The 16,571-nt window shown below is 69.6% G+C and carries 20 protein-coding genes; 10 read left to right on the top strand and 10 right to left on the bottom strand.

The genetic code is table 11. The features are described 5' to 3' along the window. Nucleotides 1-69 precede the first annotated feature (69 nt). Entirely contained in the window at nucleotides 70-1,401 is a 1,332-nt protein-coding gene (locus Q9G87_RS00570) for a flotillin family protein (RefSeq protein WP_305914143.1), read from the top strand. A gap of 75 nt (nucleotides 1,402-1,476) precedes the next feature. Then, the gene (locus Q9G87_RS00565; protein WP_305914142.1) at nucleotides 1,477-2,151 is read left to right on the top strand and encodes a hypothetical protein; all 675 of its coding nucleotides are present in this window, start codon (nucleotides 1,477-1,479) and stop codon (nucleotides 2,149-2,151) included. A 45-nt stretch (nucleotides 2,152-2,196) separates the two neighbouring features. Here Q9G87_RS00565 and Q9G87_RS00560 read toward each other — a convergent pair whose 3' ends face one another. From Q9G87_RS00560 to Q9G87_RS00550, 3 genes are all read right to left on the bottom strand, one after another. Then, nucleotides 2,197-2,565 carry a VOC family protein gene (locus Q9G87_RS00560; protein WP_305915105.1) on the bottom strand — a complete coding sequence of 123 codons (369 nt, stop codon included), beginning with the start codon at nucleotides 2,563-2,565 and terminating at the stop codon, nucleotides 2,197-2,199. A gap of 2 nt (nucleotides 2,566-2,567) precedes the next feature. Further along, nucleotides 2,568-2,945: a VOC family protein gene (locus Q9G87_RS00555; RefSeq protein ID WP_305914141.1), complete on the bottom strand. Its 378-nt coding sequence runs from the start codon at nucleotides 2,943-2,945 to the stop codon at nucleotides 2,568-2,570. A gap of 125 nt (nucleotides 2,946-3,070) precedes the next feature. Then, complete coding sequence (locus Q9G87_RS00550) at nucleotides 3,071-4,075, bottom strand: S1 family peptidase (protein WP_305914140.1); 1,005 nt, start codon at nucleotides 4,073-4,075, stop codon at nucleotides 3,071-3,073. A 312-nt stretch (nucleotides 4,076-4,387) separates the two neighbouring features. Here Q9G87_RS00550 and Q9G87_RS00545 point away from each other — a divergent pair, with 312 nt between their 5' ends. Then, complete coding sequence (locus Q9G87_RS00545; protein ID WP_305914139.1) at nucleotides 4,388-4,876, top strand: hypothetical protein; 489 nt, start codon at nucleotides 4,388-4,390, stop codon at nucleotides 4,874-4,876. On the opposite strand, the gene Q9G87_RS00540 is transcribed toward Q9G87_RS00545, so the two are convergent. Beyond that, the gene (locus Q9G87_RS00540; RefSeq protein WP_305914138.1) at nucleotides 4,870-6,024 is read right to left on the bottom strand and encodes an MFS transporter; all 1,155 of its coding nucleotides are present in this window, start codon (nucleotides 6,022-6,024) and stop codon (nucleotides 4,870-4,872) included. The two genes, Q9G87_RS00545 and Q9G87_RS00540, sit on opposite strands and share 7 nt — an antisense overlap. Nucleotides 6,025-6,217: 193 nt before the next feature. On the opposite strand from Q9G87_RS00540, the gene Q9G87_RS00535 reads away from it, so the two are divergent. Beyond that, nucleotides 6,218-7,495, top strand: a complete 1,278-nt coding sequence (locus tag Q9G87_RS00535) for a TIGR04013 family B12-binding domain/radical SAM domain-containing protein (protein ID WP_371825708.1) — start codon at nucleotides 6,218-6,220, stop codon at nucleotides 7,493-7,495. On the opposite strand, the gene Q9G87_RS00530 is transcribed toward Q9G87_RS00535, so the two are convergent. Together Q9G87_RS00530 and Q9G87_RS00525 are read right to left on the bottom strand one after the other, a co-directional pair. Beyond that, on the bottom strand, nucleotides 7,492-7,725 hold the full coding sequence (locus tag Q9G87_RS00530; RefSeq protein WP_305914136.1) for a hypothetical protein: 234 nt from the start codon (nucleotides 7,723-7,725) through the stop codon (nucleotides 7,492-7,494). The genes Q9G87_RS00535 and Q9G87_RS00530 overlap by 4 nt on opposite strands. 44 nt (nucleotides 7,726-7,769) lie before the next feature. Next, nucleotides 7,770-8,279, bottom strand: coding sequence for a VOC family protein (locus tag Q9G87_RS00525; protein WP_305914135.1), 510 nt, complete (start codon nucleotides 8,277-8,279; stop codon nucleotides 7,770-7,772). 61 nt (nucleotides 8,280-8,340) lie between these two features. Between Q9G87_RS00525 and Q9G87_RS00520 the strand changes: the two genes are divergently transcribed. Genes Q9G87_RS00520 through Q9G87_RS00500 form a run of 5 tightly spaced genes read left to right on the top strand, consistent with a single transcriptional unit; the run spans nucleotide 8,341 to nucleotide 12,595 of the window. Next, nucleotides 8,341-8,805, top strand: coding sequence for a MarR family winged helix-turn-helix transcriptional regulator (locus Q9G87_RS00520; RefSeq protein ID WP_305914134.1), 465 nt, complete (start codon nucleotides 8,341-8,343; stop codon nucleotides 8,803-8,805). Nucleotides 8,806-8,865: 60 nt separating this feature from the next. Next, complete coding sequence (locus Q9G87_RS00515; RefSeq protein WP_305914133.1) at nucleotides 8,866-9,054, top strand: hypothetical protein; 189 nt, start codon at nucleotides 8,866-8,868, stop codon at nucleotides 9,052-9,054. A 29-nt stretch (nucleotides 9,055-9,083) separates the two neighbouring features. Next, nucleotides 9,084-10,229: a xylose isomerase gene (xylA, locus tag Q9G87_RS00510; RefSeq protein ID WP_305914132.1), complete on the top strand. Its 1,146-nt coding sequence runs from the start codon at nucleotides 9,084-9,086 to the stop codon at nucleotides 10,227-10,229. Continuing rightward, the gene (locus Q9G87_RS00505; RefSeq protein ID WP_305914131.1) at nucleotides 10,226-11,677 is read left to right on the top strand and encodes a xylulokinase; all 1,452 of its coding nucleotides are present in this window, start codon (nucleotides 10,226-10,228) and stop codon (nucleotides 11,675-11,677) included. The genes xylA and Q9G87_RS00505 overlap by 4 nt, the downstream gene beginning before the upstream one ends. A gap of 36 nt (nucleotides 11,678-11,713) precedes the next feature. Continuing rightward, nucleotides 11,714-12,595, top strand: a complete 882-nt coding sequence (locus Q9G87_RS00500; RefSeq protein WP_305914130.1) for a DUF72 domain-containing protein — start codon at nucleotides 11,714-11,716, stop codon at nucleotides 12,593-12,595. A gap of 57 nt (nucleotides 12,596-12,652) precedes the next feature. Here the strand turns inward: Q9G87_RS00500 and Q9G87_RS00495 are convergent, their stop codons facing one another. The 4 genes from Q9G87_RS00495 to Q9G87_RS00480 form a co-directional block, all read right to left on the bottom strand. Next, complete coding sequence (locus Q9G87_RS00495) at nucleotides 12,653-13,048, bottom strand: type II toxin-antitoxin system VapC family toxin (RefSeq protein WP_305914129.1); 396 nt, start codon at nucleotides 13,046-13,048, stop codon at nucleotides 12,653-12,655. Beyond that, a complete protein-coding gene (locus Q9G87_RS00490) occupies nucleotides 13,039-13,317 on the bottom strand; it encodes a FitA-like ribbon-helix-helix domain-containing protein (protein ID WP_305914128.1) in 279 nt (92 codons plus the stop codon). Before Q9G87_RS00490 ends, Q9G87_RS00495 begins: the two co-directional genes overlap by 10 nt. A gap of 79 nt (nucleotides 13,318-13,396) precedes the next feature. After that, nucleotides 13,397-14,425: a hypothetical protein gene (locus Q9G87_RS00485; protein ID WP_305914127.1), complete on the bottom strand. Its 1,029-nt coding sequence runs from the start codon at nucleotides 14,423-14,425 to the stop codon at nucleotides 13,397-13,399. 70 nt (nucleotides 14,426-14,495) lie between these two features. After that, nucleotides 14,496-16,010, bottom strand: coding sequence for a serine/threonine-protein kinase (locus tag Q9G87_RS00480; RefSeq protein ID WP_305914126.1), 1,515 nt, complete (start codon nucleotides 16,008-16,010; stop codon nucleotides 14,496-14,498). A 121-nt stretch (nucleotides 16,011-16,131) separates the two neighbouring features. On the opposite strand from Q9G87_RS00480, the gene Q9G87_RS00475 reads away from it, so the two are divergent. After that, the gene (locus tag Q9G87_RS00475) at nucleotides 16,132-16,560 is read left to right on the top strand and encodes a hypothetical protein (RefSeq protein WP_305914125.1); all 429 of its coding nucleotides are present in this window, start codon (nucleotides 16,132-16,134) and stop codon (nucleotides 16,558-16,560) included. Nucleotides 16,561-16,571 lie beyond the last annotated feature (11 nt).

Here is a 16,571-nt window from a genome sequence, read left to right as displayed (position 1 = left end):
GTACCTTCGAGGCAGGGCGTGCCGGGAAGGCTGGTCGGCGACAGGTCCGACCGCGTCCCGGGAGACATCATGGACATGCTCCTCGCAGGCATCATCGTGGCAATCGCGATCTTCTGCGTCGTGGCCTTCAAGTTAGTCTGGCGAGTCGCCGAGCCCAATGAGGCCGTCCTCATCTCCGGGCTCGGCGCGCGGGGCAGAGACACACTCGGATTCAAGATCGTCACGGGGAAGGGTGCTCTGGTCGTCCCCGGCTTCCAGATCGCGCGCCGCATGTCGCTCGACAGCAGGGACTCTCAGCTCGAGGTCAAATGCGTGACCAAGCAGGGCATCCCGGTGCACGTACGCGGTGTGGTGATCTACAAGGTCGGCGACGACATCGCCTCCATCGCCAACGCCGCGCGGCGCTTCCTCGACCAGCAGAAGACCGTGGACGACAAGACGCACCAGCTCTTCTCCGGCCACCTGCGCTCGATCATCGGCAACCTCACGGTCGAGGACCTGATCGTCAACCGCGACGCGCTCACCAACGAGATCCGCACGTCGTCGGCCGACGAGATGAGCAAGCTCGGCCTGGTCGTGGACTCCCTGCAGATCCAGGAGATCGAGGACGCCACCGGCTACATCATCAACCTCGGCCGCCCGCACGCGGCCGCCGTGGCCTCCCTGGCCAGGATCGCCGAGGCGCAGCGCGACCAGGAGGCCACCGCCGCCGAGCAGGAGGCCAACATCAAGAAGGCCGCCGCGGTCCGCGAGGCACGCATTCAACAAGCCGGCTACCAGGCCGAGATCGACCGCGCGGGGGCCATGGCCAAGCAGGCGGGCCCCCTGGCCGAGGCCTCCGCCCGCCAAGAGGTCGTGGTCCAGCAGACAGCCGCGGCGCAGCGGGAGGCCGACCTGGCCGAGAAGCGGCTCGAGGGGGAGGTGCGCAGGCCGGCGGACGCGAAGGCGTACGAGCAGGTCACCCTCGCCGACGCGGCGCGGCGGGCGTCCGTCGCCCAGGCGCAGGCCGAGGCCGAGGGCATCAGGCTGCGCGGCGAGGCGGAGGCCGAGGCGACCAGGCTGCGCGGCATGGCTGAGGCCGATGCGGCCAAGGCCAAGGGCCTGGCCCAGGCGGAGGCCATCAAGGCGCGCGCCGACGCGCTGGCGCAGAACCAGGAGGCGGTCGTCGCCCAGCAGCTCGCCGAGCGCTGGCCGGAAATCGTCGACGCCGCGGGGAAGGCCTTCGGGAACGTGGAGCACATGGTGGTGCTGAACGGCGCCCAGGGCATCGAGGAAATGCTCGCCAAGGCGCTCACGCTGGGCGGCACCGGACTGGGCCTGGCCAGGGCATTGCTTAACGGCGGAAACCCGAACAACGGCGAATCGGAAATCATTCCTAAAACCCCTGAATTCCGCGAATAGCGACGTTACACGGATGCGCGGCCCGGAATTCCTCTAGCGTTTTCGAAAATGCCGCTGGAGTGAAGGGGAGGGCTCATGCGCAAGGCCATTTCCGGCATATGTCTGAGCATGGTGGCGGTTGCCGGATGTTCGTCCGACAAGACCGGGGCGGCGTCGGCCGCCGGGCAGCCGGCGACGGCGTCATCCGCCGACGCGGCCCAGCTCAAGGCCGCACTGATCCCCGCGCCCGCGGGCATGCGCGTCTCGTACGGCCCGGAGCTGGGCGCCTTCGGCTCGCTCAAGTCCACCCAGCAAGGGCTGGCCGCCGTGCGCGAGGCCAAGCTGGAGCGGCCGGAGTGCGCCGGGGCTGCCCAGCTCGACGCCGCCAAGCCGGACGTCGCCAAGGCGCCGGCCGCGGTGATCGCCTACGCCGCGGAACGCGGCTCGATCACCCAGGCCGTGGTGCGGCTCCCGTCGGCATCGTTCCCCGCGCCGCTCCCCGAGCAGTGCGCCTCCTACTCCGCAGACGTCGGCGGCGCGAAGATCTCGTACAAGACGCGAACACTGCCCATGCCGACCAAGGGCGATCAGTCGCGGGCCTACCTGACCACGGCCGCGGGCGGGGACAAGAACGCCCAGATCGGCTCCGTCATGATCAGGCGCGGCACCGTGGTCATGAGCATGCTGGTGGTCGGCAAGCAGGTGAAGCCGTCCGGCCTGTACGAGCTGGCCGGCCTGGCCGACCAAAACCTGGCCCGCGTGCCCAAGTGAGGCGCCGGTCACCTCCCGGAATCCCGGGAGGCCCCTCTGCGCCTTCTACGGCTGCAAGACCGAAAGGATGTTTCCGGCCGGGTCGGTGAACCAGGCGATCGGCGGCCCCTCCTCCCGGAGGATGCCTTTCTCGTCGGTTTTGAAGTTCGGGTAGCGCTCGAAGCGCACGCCACGTGCCACCAGCCCGTCCACGGCCTTGTCGATGTCCTCCACCGGGAAGTTGAGAATCGTGAACGTGGCCGGGGTGTGATTGTCCTTCGGGTAGACCAGGATGTCGGTGCCGCCCGCTATATGGAGGGTCAGCAGGCCGTGCTCTTCGGAGACCCGGAGCCCCAGCGTCTCGCCGTAGAACTTCTTCGCCGCCGCGATGTCGTTCACCGAGAACCCGCTGAACGCTTTCGTCGTGCCGAACATCGTCACATCGCCTTCCTGTGCTCCTCGCTGAGCTGGATGATCTGGACGTAGTTGCCGTCCGGGTCGATCGCGGTGGCGAAGAGGCTGCCGTCGCGGTCCTCCAGCTCCGCCAGCCACGTCACGCCCGCGCTCTCCATGCGGGCCGCCACGGCCCGGGCGTCCTCCACATCGAAGTTCAGGATCACCCGGCCGGGCTCGGGACTCTTGTCCGCCACGTCGTCCCGCGTGTCAATGAGCAGGAAGATTTCGCCGAACTTGAGGATGCGGTAACCGTTGGCGTCGGTGTCGCTCTCGGGGTCGAGGGCGGCGGCGTACCAGCTGCGGAGGCGGTCGGGGTCGGTGCTGGCGAGCAGCAGACTGCCCAGGGCAGGTCGCGTCATGACTGTCTCCTCTGTGCGTTGAATGCGCGTTCGAGGGACAGACCGGGCGGCGGGCGAAAACTCATCGCGACAACGGCCGCGCAGCGTGCCCGGGTCTGGGGGGCACGCTGCGCGAGGGTTTTCGGTCAGCCGATTCGGAGCGTGAGACCGTAAGCGCTCAAGATCTCATTGACCGGCTGGTGGTACGTCGTGCCGCCGGTGGTGCAGTTGCCCGAGCCGCCGGAGGTCACGCCCTGGGCCTGGCTGCCCGAGATGAACGAGCCGCCAGAGTCGCCCGGCTGGGCGCAGGCACTGGTCCTGGTCAGGCCGGTGACGGTGCCCTGCGCGTACCGGACGGTGGCGTTGTGCTGCTGGATGAGGCCGCAGCGCCAGCCGGTGGTCGAGCCGGAGCGGCAGATGGACGCGCCGACCGAGGCCTGGGTGGAGCCGCGGACGGTCACGAGCGAGCCGCCGGAGCCACGTACGTACGGCGTCGCGTTGTTGCCGGGGGCGGCGACCCAGGCGTAGTCGTTGCCGGGGAAGGACGAGCCCTGGAAGGTGCCCGTGGGGTTGGTGGTCCTGGCGCCGGCCCGGCCACAGTGCCCGGCGGTGACGAAGCCGGGAGTGCTGCCCCTGGTGACGGAGAAGCCGACGCTGCAGCGGCTGGAGCCGATGTAGTACGGCGCGCCGCCGATGATGTCGATGTACGTCCCCGGCCGCTCGGCCGTCGCCGCCACGGTGACCAGGCTCCGGTCGACGCCGGCGGCCGCGACGAGGGCGTCGGCGGCCTCGACCGTGGGCGCCTGGACGGAGACGGTGTTCGTCTTGACGTCGACGAACCAGAGGGAGGCGGCGGCGGTGGCCCGCCGCGGGGCCGCGTCGAGCTTCTGCATGACCGCGTTGAGGTCGGCCAGCGGGCGCTTGACGAGGACCGGCTGCGCGCCCTTCGCCTCGATGGCGGGGGCGGCGTTGGGGTCGGTGGTGGCGACCATGAGCTTGGAGGCGTCGTCGTTCAGCCAGGCGCCGCCGAACGACCCGCCGAGCTCGGCGGTCAGCGTGGACTCCGCGGCCGCGGCGCGTTCCTCGTTGGCCAGCCGGGTGACGACTTGCGCCTCGGAGAGGCCGAGGTCGCGCTCGAGCGCGTCGACCATGGCGGGGGGTGCTGGGGAGGCGGATTGAGACGCCGGAGCTCCAGGGTCAGCTGCTGCTGGGCTGAGCGGGGTTGCCAGGCTGACGGCTAAGATGACGCCGCCTACCAGCGCAGAGCGCTTTCTCAACATGTGCACTCCTCGGGTGGGGGTGCTGTCAAGGTAACGGCTGGGTACGAAGGCCGTTCAGATACCAAAGAGACCCTATTTCGGTGATATGGCCGGGTTTTGGCCGTGTCTCGAACCGGACATTTACCGCCTTAAAGGTGAACGGGGAGGCGGGTCGGTAAGGTCCCATTGCTGGAGGTGTTCTCTTTGCGAAACGGTGTTCGTCACTTGCTCGGTGCGGGCGCGGGCCTGCTGGCCACACCACTGATCGCCGCGGGGCTCGGGTACGGGCTCAACAAGCCCCAGCCGATCGCTGGCTGGATAGCGCTGACCGCGTTCTTCGGCGCCGTGGTCACCGTCGGCGTCCTGGCCGGGTCGAGGGTGTCGCCGCTCGCCTCGCTGCTGCCCGGCCTGGCCTTCACGGGTTTCTGGGTGACGGTGCAGGTGCGCATGGGCATGGGGGGCGACCACCGGCTGTGGTACGCGTTCGTGCCGGCCGAATATCTCCAGGGCTACGAAACGCTGCTCCACACCTGGTCCCCCGTGGTCGGCTGCATCCTGCTCACCGCCTCGGTCTTTCCATCCCGATGGCGGGCGGCGGTGAAGCCGGTCGTACCGCCGCCCGAAGAGGGGCCGGTGGAGGCGGCGGCCCCGGAACCGCCGCCTCTGCCCAAGCGGATCCCGTCCCGCTACTGAACTGGTGCCGGCGTCGGCGGGCGGGCCGCCAGCAGGGCGATCAGCACGTACGGAGCCACCAGGACGGCGAACGCGACACCATGCGGCAAGCCCGACGAGGCGGCCCCGTAGGCCATGTAGACCGCCAGGGTGACCACATTCGTCCCCAGGCCGGCGACCGACGTCACGGTGGCCCGGGAAGGACCGGTGATCCGCTCCTGGAGCCGCGCGTCGGCCACCACGCCGGCCAACTGGAACGCCCCGAACGCCACCGCGATCAGCGCGAACCCGGCCGGATGCCCGCTCACGGCCCCCGCCGCCATGGCGAGCGCCGCTCCTCCGATCGTCAGGGCGTAGGCGCGGGCGGACATGCCCTGCGCCCTGCCGGCCAGCAGGCCGCCGGCCGTAGCGCCGATCCAGACGACGAGCACCAGTAAGGGGATGGCAGCCTTGGCCACGCCGGTCTCGACGCCTAGGTAAGGGACGTACTCCTCCAGGGCTCCCCAGATCGCCGTGACGAAGGAGACCAGCAGCACCGCGTGGAGCACGCCTCGATCCCTGCGGGTCTCCGCGATGCCGGCCCGCAACACCGCCAAATAGCTGCCCTCCGTAACGGCGCCGGGGGTTCTGTGCTCGGGGAGCGTCAGGGCGACGGCGGCGCCGAGAACGCAGGCCAGCACGCTGGCCACCCCCACGGCGGGATACCCGCCGACCGCGAACACCGGCGTGGCGAGCCCGATCGACGCCGCCGCCGCAACGAGACCGGCGGACTCGGCCCTGCCCATGACGGTGGCGTACCGGCTCTCATGGCCGAGACACTCCAGCTCCTCGTACGCGAGGGCCTCGTAGGCGCCTGAGACGAGGGCGCCCTGAGCGCCCCACAACACGAAGCCCACGGCGAACGCCCAATAGGAGGGGAAGAGGATCCACAGGGCGTAACCGGCACCGGCCAAGAGCGGGCCGAGGCACAGGAGCAGACGCCGGGACACGGCGTCGGCCCACGCGCCGGACGGGACCTCCAGCACCATGCCGGTCACCGACCAGATGACGAACAGGGACGAGGTCTCGGCCACGGACAGCCCGGTGTCGATGAACAACAGCGTGTACACCGGGTAGAGCAGGATGAATTCGCCTACGAATGCGTAGGCGTAAAGTTTCGCGACGAACATGAGGCCTTCCAGCTGAGGACGAACGAGGACTCCGAGTGCTCGTCGCCTCGGAGGTCCGCGCGCCCCGCGCCGGCCTCTGGTCAGTCATCAATGTCGCCAGTGCATGGCACGAGTCTAGCGTCAATCCCGGCGCGGGGAGGGGCGGCGTTCCAGCGTGCACGGAGCGTCCCCAGCCCTGTCATAGAGTCCAATGGTGGCTGACGTCAGTGTGGTGGTCCGATACCGCAAGGCGGTGACGTACGGCGTGCACGCGCTGCTCGCCGCCCTGGAGACCGCGGAGATCGAGCACGACCTGCGGCTCGGCACCACTCCCGAGGAGACCGCCGAGCACATCACGGCCAGTGAGGCCGACCGGGTGCTGGTGCTCTGGTCCTTCTACTCGCCGGACGCCGAGGACATGGCGGCCGAGCTGGCCACGGTCAAGGCACTGAGCGGCGGCCGAGGGCTGCACATCGCGGGCGGTGTGCACGCGACCGCGGAGCCGCAGCAGGTCATCGACGCGGGCTGGGACCTGGCGGGGATCGGCGAGGGCGAGTCGACGATCATCGCGCTGGTCCGCGCGCTGCAGGACGACCGGCCGCTCACCACGGTCCCCGGGCTGGCGATCAAGGACGAGGACGGGGTCGCGCTCCGCACCAGGCCCGCGCCGCAGCTGCCGCTGGACGCGTTCCCGTCCTTCGTCGGCAGGAACGGGCCGATCGAGATCACCCGAGGCTGCCGTTATACATGCCGCTTCTGTCAGACGCCCTTCATGTTCGGCGGCCAGTTCCGGCACCGGTCGGTCGACAGCGTGCGTGAGCACGTGCGGGGCATGGTGGACAGAGGGCTGCGCGACATCCGGTTCATCACGCCGACCTCGCTCTCCTACGGCTCCCCCGGCCCCGACCCCGATCTCGGCGCGGTGGAGGAGCTGCTGGCCGGGGTCAAGGAGGAGCTGCCGCCGCACGGGCGGGTGTTCTTCGGGAGTTTCCCGTCCGAGGTGCGCCCCGAGCATGTCACGCCGGAGGCCATGCGGCTGCTCAAGAAGTACGTGGCCAACGACAACCTGATCATCGGCGCCCAGTCGGGATCCGACAAGGTGCTGGCGGCCTCGGGGCGCGGGCACGACACCTCGCCGGTGCGCGATGCGGTCAGGATCGCGGTCGAGCACGGCTTCCGGCCCAACGTCGACTTCATCTTCGGGATGCCCGGCGAGGACGAGAGCGATCAGGCCGCCTCGCTCAAGCTGGCCGAGGATCTGGCCGATCTCGGGGCGCGCATTCACACGCACACGTTCATGCCGCTGCCCGGCACGCCGTGGCGGGACGCCGAGCCGGCGTTCATCCCGCTCACGACCATGCGCGAGCTCGACAGGCTGGCGCAGCGCGGTGACGCGTACGGGCACTGGCGCAAGCAGGCCGAACACTCCGCGCGGCTGGCCGAGACGGCCAAGGCCTACCCCCGGCGGGCCCGGCGGCGGCGTACGGGCTAGTCGTCGTCCTCGTCCAGGGCGTGCAGGACGCGCTCGAACGCGTCGCTGACCGGCCGCAGCGCCTCGGAGAACGCGTTGACCAGCGGACCGAAGATCTCCGTCATCTCGGTCACCAAATCGGGACTCTTGCTCTCGGGAGGCGCCCAGCGCATGGCGTCGGCGCTCAGCGTCTCCCACTCGTCGACGACGCCGTCGATGGCGTCGAGCAGGTGATCAGGATCGCTTTGCATGACCGTTCTCCGGGACGAGAAGGAGTCGATACAGCCACGGTACTTCAGGCCGGGATGGACACGCCCACGCCGCCCCGCGTCTGGGGGCCGTAGCGCTCCTTGTCGGCGTTGAGGTCGAGCGGGCGGATGCTGGCGCGGGAGGCCAGGATCTCGTCGGTCAGCAGCGAGGCCGGCACCAGCCATGACACCTCGAACTCCAGCCCGTCCGGGTCCTTGGCGTAGAGCGCCTTGGTGGTGCCGTGGTCGGACGCGCCGACCAGCGCGCCGAGCTCGCCCAGCTTGGCGGCGACCCGCTCCAGCTCCTCGAGGGTGTCGACCTCCCAGGCCAGGTGGTAGAGGCCCACGGAGGTGCGGCCGGCCGGCGACGGCGCGGCGTTCTCGCCGATCTCGAACAGGCCCAGGTCATGGTCGTTCGTCGAGCCGGGGGCCTGCAGGAACGCGGCGCCCCGCATGCCCATCACGACCTCGAAGCCGAGCGCCTCCCGGTAGAAGGCGACGCTGCGCTCCACGTCACGGACGTAAAGGACGGCGTGGTTGAGCCGATGGACCGGCATGGTGATCCCCTTTCAGCAGAGTCCCGCCCTAAGTATATGAGAGTTCAACTAAAATGGGACCGTGACCAGATGGCTGGATGAGGACGAACAGCAGACCTGGCGGAGATTCCTGGCGGCGACGCAGCTGATCAACGAGGCGCTCGATCGCCAGCTCCAGCGGGAGGCGAACATGCCGCACGCCTACTACGTGATCCTCGTACGCCTGTCCGAGACGCCCGGGCGGGCGATGCGGATGACTGAGCTGGCCGCCCAGGCGCAGTGCTCCCAGAGCCGCCTCTCGCACGCGGTGGCGCGCCTGGAGGAGCGCGGCTGGGTGCGCCGCGAGCGTGCCGCGTCCGACCGCCGCGGCAACCTCGCCGTGCTTACCGACGAGGGGTACGCCGCGCTCGCCTCCGCCGCTCCCGGGCACGCGGAGGAGGTGCGGCGCGCCCTGTTCGACGTGCTCAAGCCCGAGCAGGTAAGGGAACTGGACGAGATCTGTTCGGCCATCGTTTCCGCGGCCGACGGGAACACGCTGGAGCGATAGCGAGAAAACTGTCGGGCGGAGGCCGTAGCGTTCTCGGCGTAGCCGATCGAGGAGATGCCGATGCGCGACACCGAAGAGGCGCTGTTCAGGGCCGTCCATGGCATTGCGGGCCGCTTCGCCGGCCAGCCCGTGCCCGTGGTCATGGACGCGCTGCTGCGCGACCTGCCCAAGGCTCCCGGCCTCGAGGTGGCAGAGCTACGCAAGATCGCCGAGGAGATCAGCGTGGGACGGGATCCGTCGGGCTTGTGAACAACTGATCGCCAGGGGAGCATCGAATCATGTACGAGCCAACCCCTGATGATCGATTCACGTTCGGTCTGTGGACGGTCGGCTGGCAGGCACGCGATCCGTTCGGGGACGCCACCCGGGCGCCTCTCGATCCCGTGGAGAGCGTGCACCGGCTGGCGGAGCTCGGAGCCTATGGCGTCACTTTCCACGACGACGACCTGCTCGCCGTCGAGCCGGATCGCGACCGGGCGATCGCGGCCTTCCGGAAAGCGCTTGCCGAGACCGGGCTGAAAGTGCCCATGGCCACCACCAACCTGTTCACGCATCCCGTCTTCCGCGACGGCGCGTTCACCAGCAACGACCGTGACGTGCGGCGATACGCCCTGCGCAAGGTGACGCGCAACCTCGACCTGGCCGCCTCGCTGGGCGCCCGCACGTATGTGTGCTGGGGCGGACGCGAGGGTGCCGAGTCCGACGCGGCCAAGGACGTGCGGGCCGCGCTCGCCCGCTACAAGGAGGCCATCGACCTGCTGTGCGGCTACGTACGCGAGCGCGGTTATGACCTCCGCTTAGCCATCGAGCCCAAGCCCAACGAGCCGCGCGGGGACATCCTGCTGCCGACGATCGGGCACGCGCTGGCGTTCATCGGCGAGCTCGAGTTTCCCGACATGGTGGGACTCAACCCCGAGGTCGGCCACGAGCAGATGGCCGGGCTCAACTTCGTGCACGGCATCGCGCAGGCGTTGTGGCACGGCAAGCTGTTCCACATCGACCTCAACGGGCAGCACGGCCCCCGCTTCGACCAGGACCTGGTCTTCGGGCACGGCGACGTGATGAGCGCGTTCCACCTGGTGGACCTGCTGGAGCACGGCGGCTACGACGGCCCGCGCCACTTCGACTACAAACCGTTGCGCACGGAGGACCCCTCCGACGTGTGGGTGTCGGCGGCGGCCAACATGCGCACCTACCTCATTCTGCGGGAAAAGGCGCGCACCTTCCGGGCCGACCCGGAGGTCCGTGAAGCCCTGCGGGCCGCCCGCGTCGAGGAGCTCGGCCTGCCCACGCTCAACCGTGGCGAGACGCTGGCCGATCTGTCCGGGGACGACTTCGATCCCGACATGGCCGCTCAGCGCGGATACCATTTCACGCATCTCAACCAGCTTGCGCTGGAGCACTTGTTAGGAGTTCGTGGGTGACGCTGGTCGCAGGGGTCGATTCTTCGACACAAAGTTGCAAGGTCGTCATTCGTGACGCGGAGACGGGCACGCTGGTGCGGCAGGGCCGGGCACCGCATCCGGACGGCACGGAGGTGCACCCGTCGCACTGGTGGTCGGCGTTGCTGCAGGCCATCGAGGAGGCCGGCGGGCTGGACGGCGTGGCGGCCATCAGTGTCGCCGGGCAGCAGCACGGCATGGTCTGCCTGGACGAGTCCGGAAATGTCGTACGCGACGCCCTCCTCTGGAACGACACCCGCTCCGCCCAGGCCGCCCTCGACCTGATCGCGGAGCTGGGCGGCCCGCAGGCGTGGGCGGACGCGGCCGGTTCGGTGCCGGTGGCCTCGTTCACGGTCACCAAGCTGCGGTGGCTGGCCGAGCACGAGCCTGCCAACGCGCGGCGCACGGCGGCGGTGTGCCTGCCGCACGACTGGCTCACGTGGCGGCTGGCCGGCGCGCTCACCTCAGGTGTGCCGTTCTCCCGGGAGGGCTGGCAGGACGCCCCGCTCCCACCCCTCTCCCACCTCACCACGGACCGGGGCGACGCCTCGGGCACCGGCTACTGGTCGCCCTTCACCGGCGCTTACCGTACGGACCTGCTGAAGGCCGCCTTCGGAGCGGTGCCGCTGCTGCCGCGCGTGCTGGGACCGGCGGAAGAGGCCATCACGGCGGTCACCGGCGCGCAGGGTGCGGATGCCGGACCGGGACGGGTGCTCATCGCCCCCGGCACCGGTGACAACATGGCCGCCGCTCTGGGCGTGGGCGCCAAGCCCGGTGACGTCGTCGTGTCGCTCGGCACCTCCGGCACCGTCTTCGCGGTCGCGGATACTCCCAGCGCCGACCCCACGGGCGCGGTCGCCGGCTTCGCGGACGCGACGGGACGGTTCTTGCCGCTGCTGGCCACGCTCAACGCCGCAAGGGTCTTGGATGCCGCCGCCCGCATCACCGGAGTCGGTCTCAACGACCTGAGCGACCTCGCCCTCCAGGCTCCTCCGGGGGCGGACGGACTGACGCTGGTGCCGTACTTGGAGGGCGAGCGCACTCCCAACCGCCCCACCGCCACCGGCTCCATCCACGGCCTGACCCTGTCCACCTCCACCCCCGCCCACCTGGCCCGGGCAGCCATCGAGGGCATGCTGTGCGGCCTGGCCGACGCCCTGGACGCGCTGGCCATGCGCCCGGAGCGGGTCCTCCTGATCGGCGGCGCCGCCCGCTCGGAGGCCGTCCGCCGCATCGCCCCCACGATCTTCGGCGTCCCGATCACCGTGCCGCCACCGGCCGAATACGTCGCCAACGGCGCCGCACACCAGGCCGCGACCCTCCTCACCACCCCGGACTGGCAGGTGGAGGACACGGCGACGTACGAAGGCGAGGCCGTCCCGGAAATCCGCCACCGCTACGCCCGCGCCACCGCCCACATCCTCGACTGACGTCTCGACACTGAGGGTTCGGGTACGGGTGCGGACATGGGCCGCATCCTGGTGGGGACCGCTTCGTGGACCGACAAGACACTGCTGGCCTCGGGGTGGTATCCCGACGATGTCACCTCCGCCCAGGAGAGACTGAGCTACTACGCGAGCCGGTTTCCCCTGGTGGAGGTGGACTCGTCCTACTACTCGCCGCCCGCGGAAAGCACGGTCTCGCTGTGGCGTGACCGGACCCCGGCCGGCTTCACCTTCGACATCAAGGCGTTCTCCCTGCTGACCCAGCACCCGACCAAGCCGACGGCGCTGTACAAGGACCTGCGCGAACAACTGGGAGAGGCGCCGAAGAAGAACCTCTATCTCCGCGACCTCGATCCGCAGCTGGTCGATCAGGTATGGGATCGTTTCCTGACGGCGCTGGCCCCGCTCCACGACTCGAGCCGGCTGGGCACGATCCTGTTCCAGTTTCCGCGCTGGTTCCCCATCAGCAAGGGCAACAAGCAGTACATCCTGGAGTGCAAGGCCCGCTGCGATCCGCTGCGCATCTGCGTCGAGTTCCGCAACCACACCTGGATGAGCAAGGAGAACCAGGCCGAGACGCTGGACTTCCTCACTTCCTATGGCTTGCCGTACGTGAGTGTGGACATGCCCCAGGGCTACCCCGACTCCATCCCGCCCGTCCTCGCGGCCACGGCAGACCTGGCCGTGGTGCGCTTCCATGGCCATTCGGAGAAATGGACGAGCAAGGACATCCACGAGCGGTTCGGCTACCTCTATCAGGAGAAGGAACTGCGGGAGTGGGCGCCGAAACTCCGGCGCCTTGCCGAGGACGCCGAGTCGACCCACGTCCTCATGAACAACTGCTACCGCGACTACGCCCAGATCAACGCCGCCCAACTGGCTCGCCTGATCCCCCTCGAATGACGCGCTGACGTTGTCGGACCGATCAGTCCCGCCCGCCTGCGCACCGCCTCCGAGCGCTCAAACGAGGCGAATGTCGCAACCGATGCCCACCGGCAGGCCGCCGAGCTTCGCATCACTGGTCACCAGGGTGCAGCCCTCAATTTCGGCCAGGGCTACGTAGGCGGCGTCGTAGGCCTTGATATTGCCGCGCAGTTGCCAAATACGGGGCAGAAGAGGCCGGATATCGGCCAATTCGATCTCCGTCTGGGCAAGCGCTTCGAAGGCGCTCCGCCCACGCGCTTGGGTGATCAGTTCTTGCCTGACGAGGCGGGTGATGACGTGGGCGACTTCGCTCGGCATGTGGCCGGGCGCGATCCAGGCGGGGTCGGTCATGATGGCCTTACGAGCAGCGCGACCGGCTTCTCCGTCGTCAGTCAGCGCGTTGATCATGACAGAGGCATCGATCACGAGCACCGGCAGTCTCCGGTGGACTCAGCCAGCTGCTCCTCCCGTTCGGCCCGCGACTGGCGGACGAGATCCGCAGTCTGGCCCGGAGCGCTGTGCATGCCGTCGTCACGCCCTTCGAACTGGGCTATGAGGTCGATGTTGCGAGAACGGCGCGTGTCCGCCACCAAAAGGGACAGCATGTACGCCTGCGCGGACTGCCCCTTGGCGCGAGCTCGTGCCGCGATAGCGTCGGCGACGTCGTCGGGAACATCGCGGATCTGCATGTTCCTGGCCATGCCTTCATTTTACATGCACAGCCCTCCTCACGTGGCTGCGACCCGCCTCACCTGCGAGAGCCCATAATCAGCGGGAGCCTCACCGGGATGGGTTGCTCAGCGCCTCCAGTTCGCCCTGGTACAGCAGCCGGTTGACGAATAGCACGTCTGCCCTGTCGTTCAGCGTCAGGACGGTCCTCAGCACCGTGCGCCCGTCGGCGCGGACCCGGTCGTGGGTGATCTCCGCTGCGTAGTCGCCGTACGTCCCGCCGTTGCGCGTGTTCGCCGTCGGGGTGAGCCGAGTCGTCAGCGACTGCTCCACCTCAGCGGCGGTGGACGCGGAGGGCAGCACGCAGATGATGTTGACCGGCCGGTCACCCAGGCCGGCCGGGCGGCGCAGCCCCACGCCGTACAGCGTGACGGAGCCCGGCACCGACGGCGCCATGATCGTGGCGGCGGCGACATCGCCGAGGCAGGCGGCCATCGCGGCATGATCCGGGCTGTCGGCCAGCGAGGGTCCACTTCCCATGACGGCCGCCAGCGGCCCGGTGGCGGTGGCCGTCGCCACCGTGGTGTCGGTGACCACGACCTTGTTGAGCTGGTTGGTCACCCCGGGGACGATCGTGCGGGAGGGGTCTATCTCGGTATCGGGAGCGAAGGAGAACCCGTCGTGGCCGCCCAAGCGTCCGGGCTTGGCGCCGAGGGCGGCCAGCTTCGCCCGTACGGCGCCTGGGTCGACACCGCCGTCGAACCGGAATGCCTGCTGCGGCGGCACGCCGATCGCGATCGCCCGCGCACCCGCCTCGGGCGTCATGCCCGTGGTCTTCGGCAGCGCCGCCGCGGCATGGGCCAAGCTCCCGAGACCGGAACCGGCCGCGGGCAGCCATCGGCGCCTATCGCCGGAGCCACCGAAGCCGCGCCACCAGGCCGGTTCGCCGTATTCGAGGTATGCCGCGGCGGGCCCCTCGCCAGAGACGTCGGCCAGCGCGCCCAGCAGCCTGTTTCTGGTGGTATCGGACGTTCTTGAGGCACTCGGTGACGGCGCGCCCTGGGGGCGTTCGTCCGCGGCCTCTCGCGCACACCCCGTCAGGACCAGCAGCGCCGCCAGCGCCACGCCCACTCTTCGCATGGGCATGACGCTAGGCGGTCGTGCTTGTATCTCACTGGCGTGCGGCTGCAGTACTTCAACGGCGTCACGCTCAGGCCGGCTGGTAGTCGCGCATGTAGCGGGAGACCTTGTCGGTGTATGCGCGCCACCGCTCGGGTATGCCGCCTGCCCGCTTCAGCGGGTCGACGCCGCTGCGGTAGAGGGCGGCGAGCTTTAGCGCGGGGTCTCCGGGCAGATCCTGGACCCGAGGGCCCAGGGTGCACATGAACCGCCCCATGGACACGATCGACGGCTCGGGGCTGAGCGGCGGCGTGGGCTTCGGACTCTGCAGGCCGCCCGGCTGCCAGTGCCACAGCACCTCGGGTGTCCACCTGGCGATGCCGTACTCGTTGTTCTCAGGATCGGACAGGCCGGGATCGTAGCCCGACTCCGCCTTGAGCATCGCGGCGATCAGGGCGGGGCTCAGGCCGGGCAGCTCGCAGTACGTGCCCGCCTGGACGATCGGCCCGCGATACTGGCGGGGGATGTCGGAGTCGTCGCGCAGCCAGGTGCTGGTATCGGCGTTCGCGGGCGGCGGGCTCGTCGTCGCATCGATACCGCCGGGCGAATCGGGGCTCTGGGCACTGTTGACGACCACGGCGGTGACGGCCGCTGCGGCAACGACGGCCGCCGCCGTGCCACCGACGATCGCGATCCGCCGCCCCGGCCTGCGCCCCTCGCGCGGCAGCTCGCTTTCGGACGGGACCGCCCTGGACGAGACGGCTCCGGACGGGACCGCTCCGGCTGGGGCCGCTCCGGGCGGGGTCTCCGGCGGGGAGACGGTCGTCGACGACGACAGGGCCGCGGCATAGGCAGCGGCATCGTTCCAGCGTGCCTCCCTGTCAAGATCCAGGGCGCGCATCACCGCGGCGTCGATCACCTCCGGCACCTCGGGCCGCAGCGCGCTCGGTGGCACCCGCTGCTCCGGCTTGGCAGGCACCTGGCCGGTGAGCATGTGATACGTCAGCGCCCCCAGTCCGTGCACGTCGGCGCGCGCGTCCGGCGCCCCGTCGAAGTAGAGCTGCTCGGGGGCCTGATAGCCGGGCGAGCCCGCGGGCAGCGTCAGCCCGCTCAGGTGGGCGGTGGACCTGGCGATGCCGAGGTCGGCCACCATCATCCGCTCACCGCCCTCCGGCCGCGAGCAGAACAGCACGTTCGACGGTTTCAGGTCGCGGTGGACGACCCCGATGCTGTGCAGCACGGCCACGCCCTGGCAGATGTCGCGCATCAAGCCAAGCGTCTCGTCGATGGTGAACAGCCGGCCGGCCAGGCGCTCCTCGAGGGTGCCGCGGTCGGCGTACGTCATCACGAAGTACGGCCTGCCGTCGTCGAGCTCGCCGATGTCGAAGACCTGCACGAGCAGGTGGGAGTCGGCCCTGCGCAGCAGCCGCGCCTCCTGGAGGAAGCGCTCACGCACGTCGGTCTGCCGGGCCCAGTTCTCTGCGAGGATCTTGACCGCCACCGGCGAGCGCAACTCGTCATCGTGGGCCAGATGGACGGAGGCGAAACCCCCGACGCCGATGAGCTGCTCGATCCGGTAACGACCTGCGTGGGAAGGAGCCGTCATTCAGCTCATCATGGCCGATGGTCAGGGCTTCGTCCACGTGCCCTGGCAGCTGCCAGGTTACGGAATCCGCCCTCCGCCCGCAGGATCGACGCAGCGACACCGAAACGGGGAGGGAATCATCATGAGAAAGCGACAGGCCGCGATCGCCATGTCCGTCGCGCTGGCGGGCCTGGCCACCGCCGCTCCGGCCGCGCAGGCCGCCGCGGGAGACGCACAGCCGTGCGGCCGGCAGTACCAGCACAACGGCCGTACGGTTCAGAACTGCCCCGACTGGTCACCGAGCGGGAGCATCCCGGTCTATGCGTCACCCGCGAAGGGCAGGATCGTCGGCACCATCAATCCGGCGGGGGGCGACTGGTACCTGTGCCAGAAAACGGGCGCCAGTTACGAGCGCGGCGGCTACCGCAACTACTGGTGGGCCTCCACCATGGCCGACAACAATCAATGGGGATACGTCAGCGAGGTCTACTTCCGCGGCGGCGGCAACAACGAGCCCGACGCCGGCCTGCGCACGTGCCCGCGCCCGGGCGGCAAGCCGCTGCCCGAATGACCTGGACACCG

This window comes from Nonomuraea turcica (genome assembly GCF_030718205.1).
Lineage (GTDB): Bacteria > Actinomycetota > Actinomycetes > Streptosporangiales > Streptosporangiaceae > Nonomuraea.
Note: the sequence above shows the minus strand (reverse complement) of the source record. Positions and strands in the feature narration are given on the sequence as shown.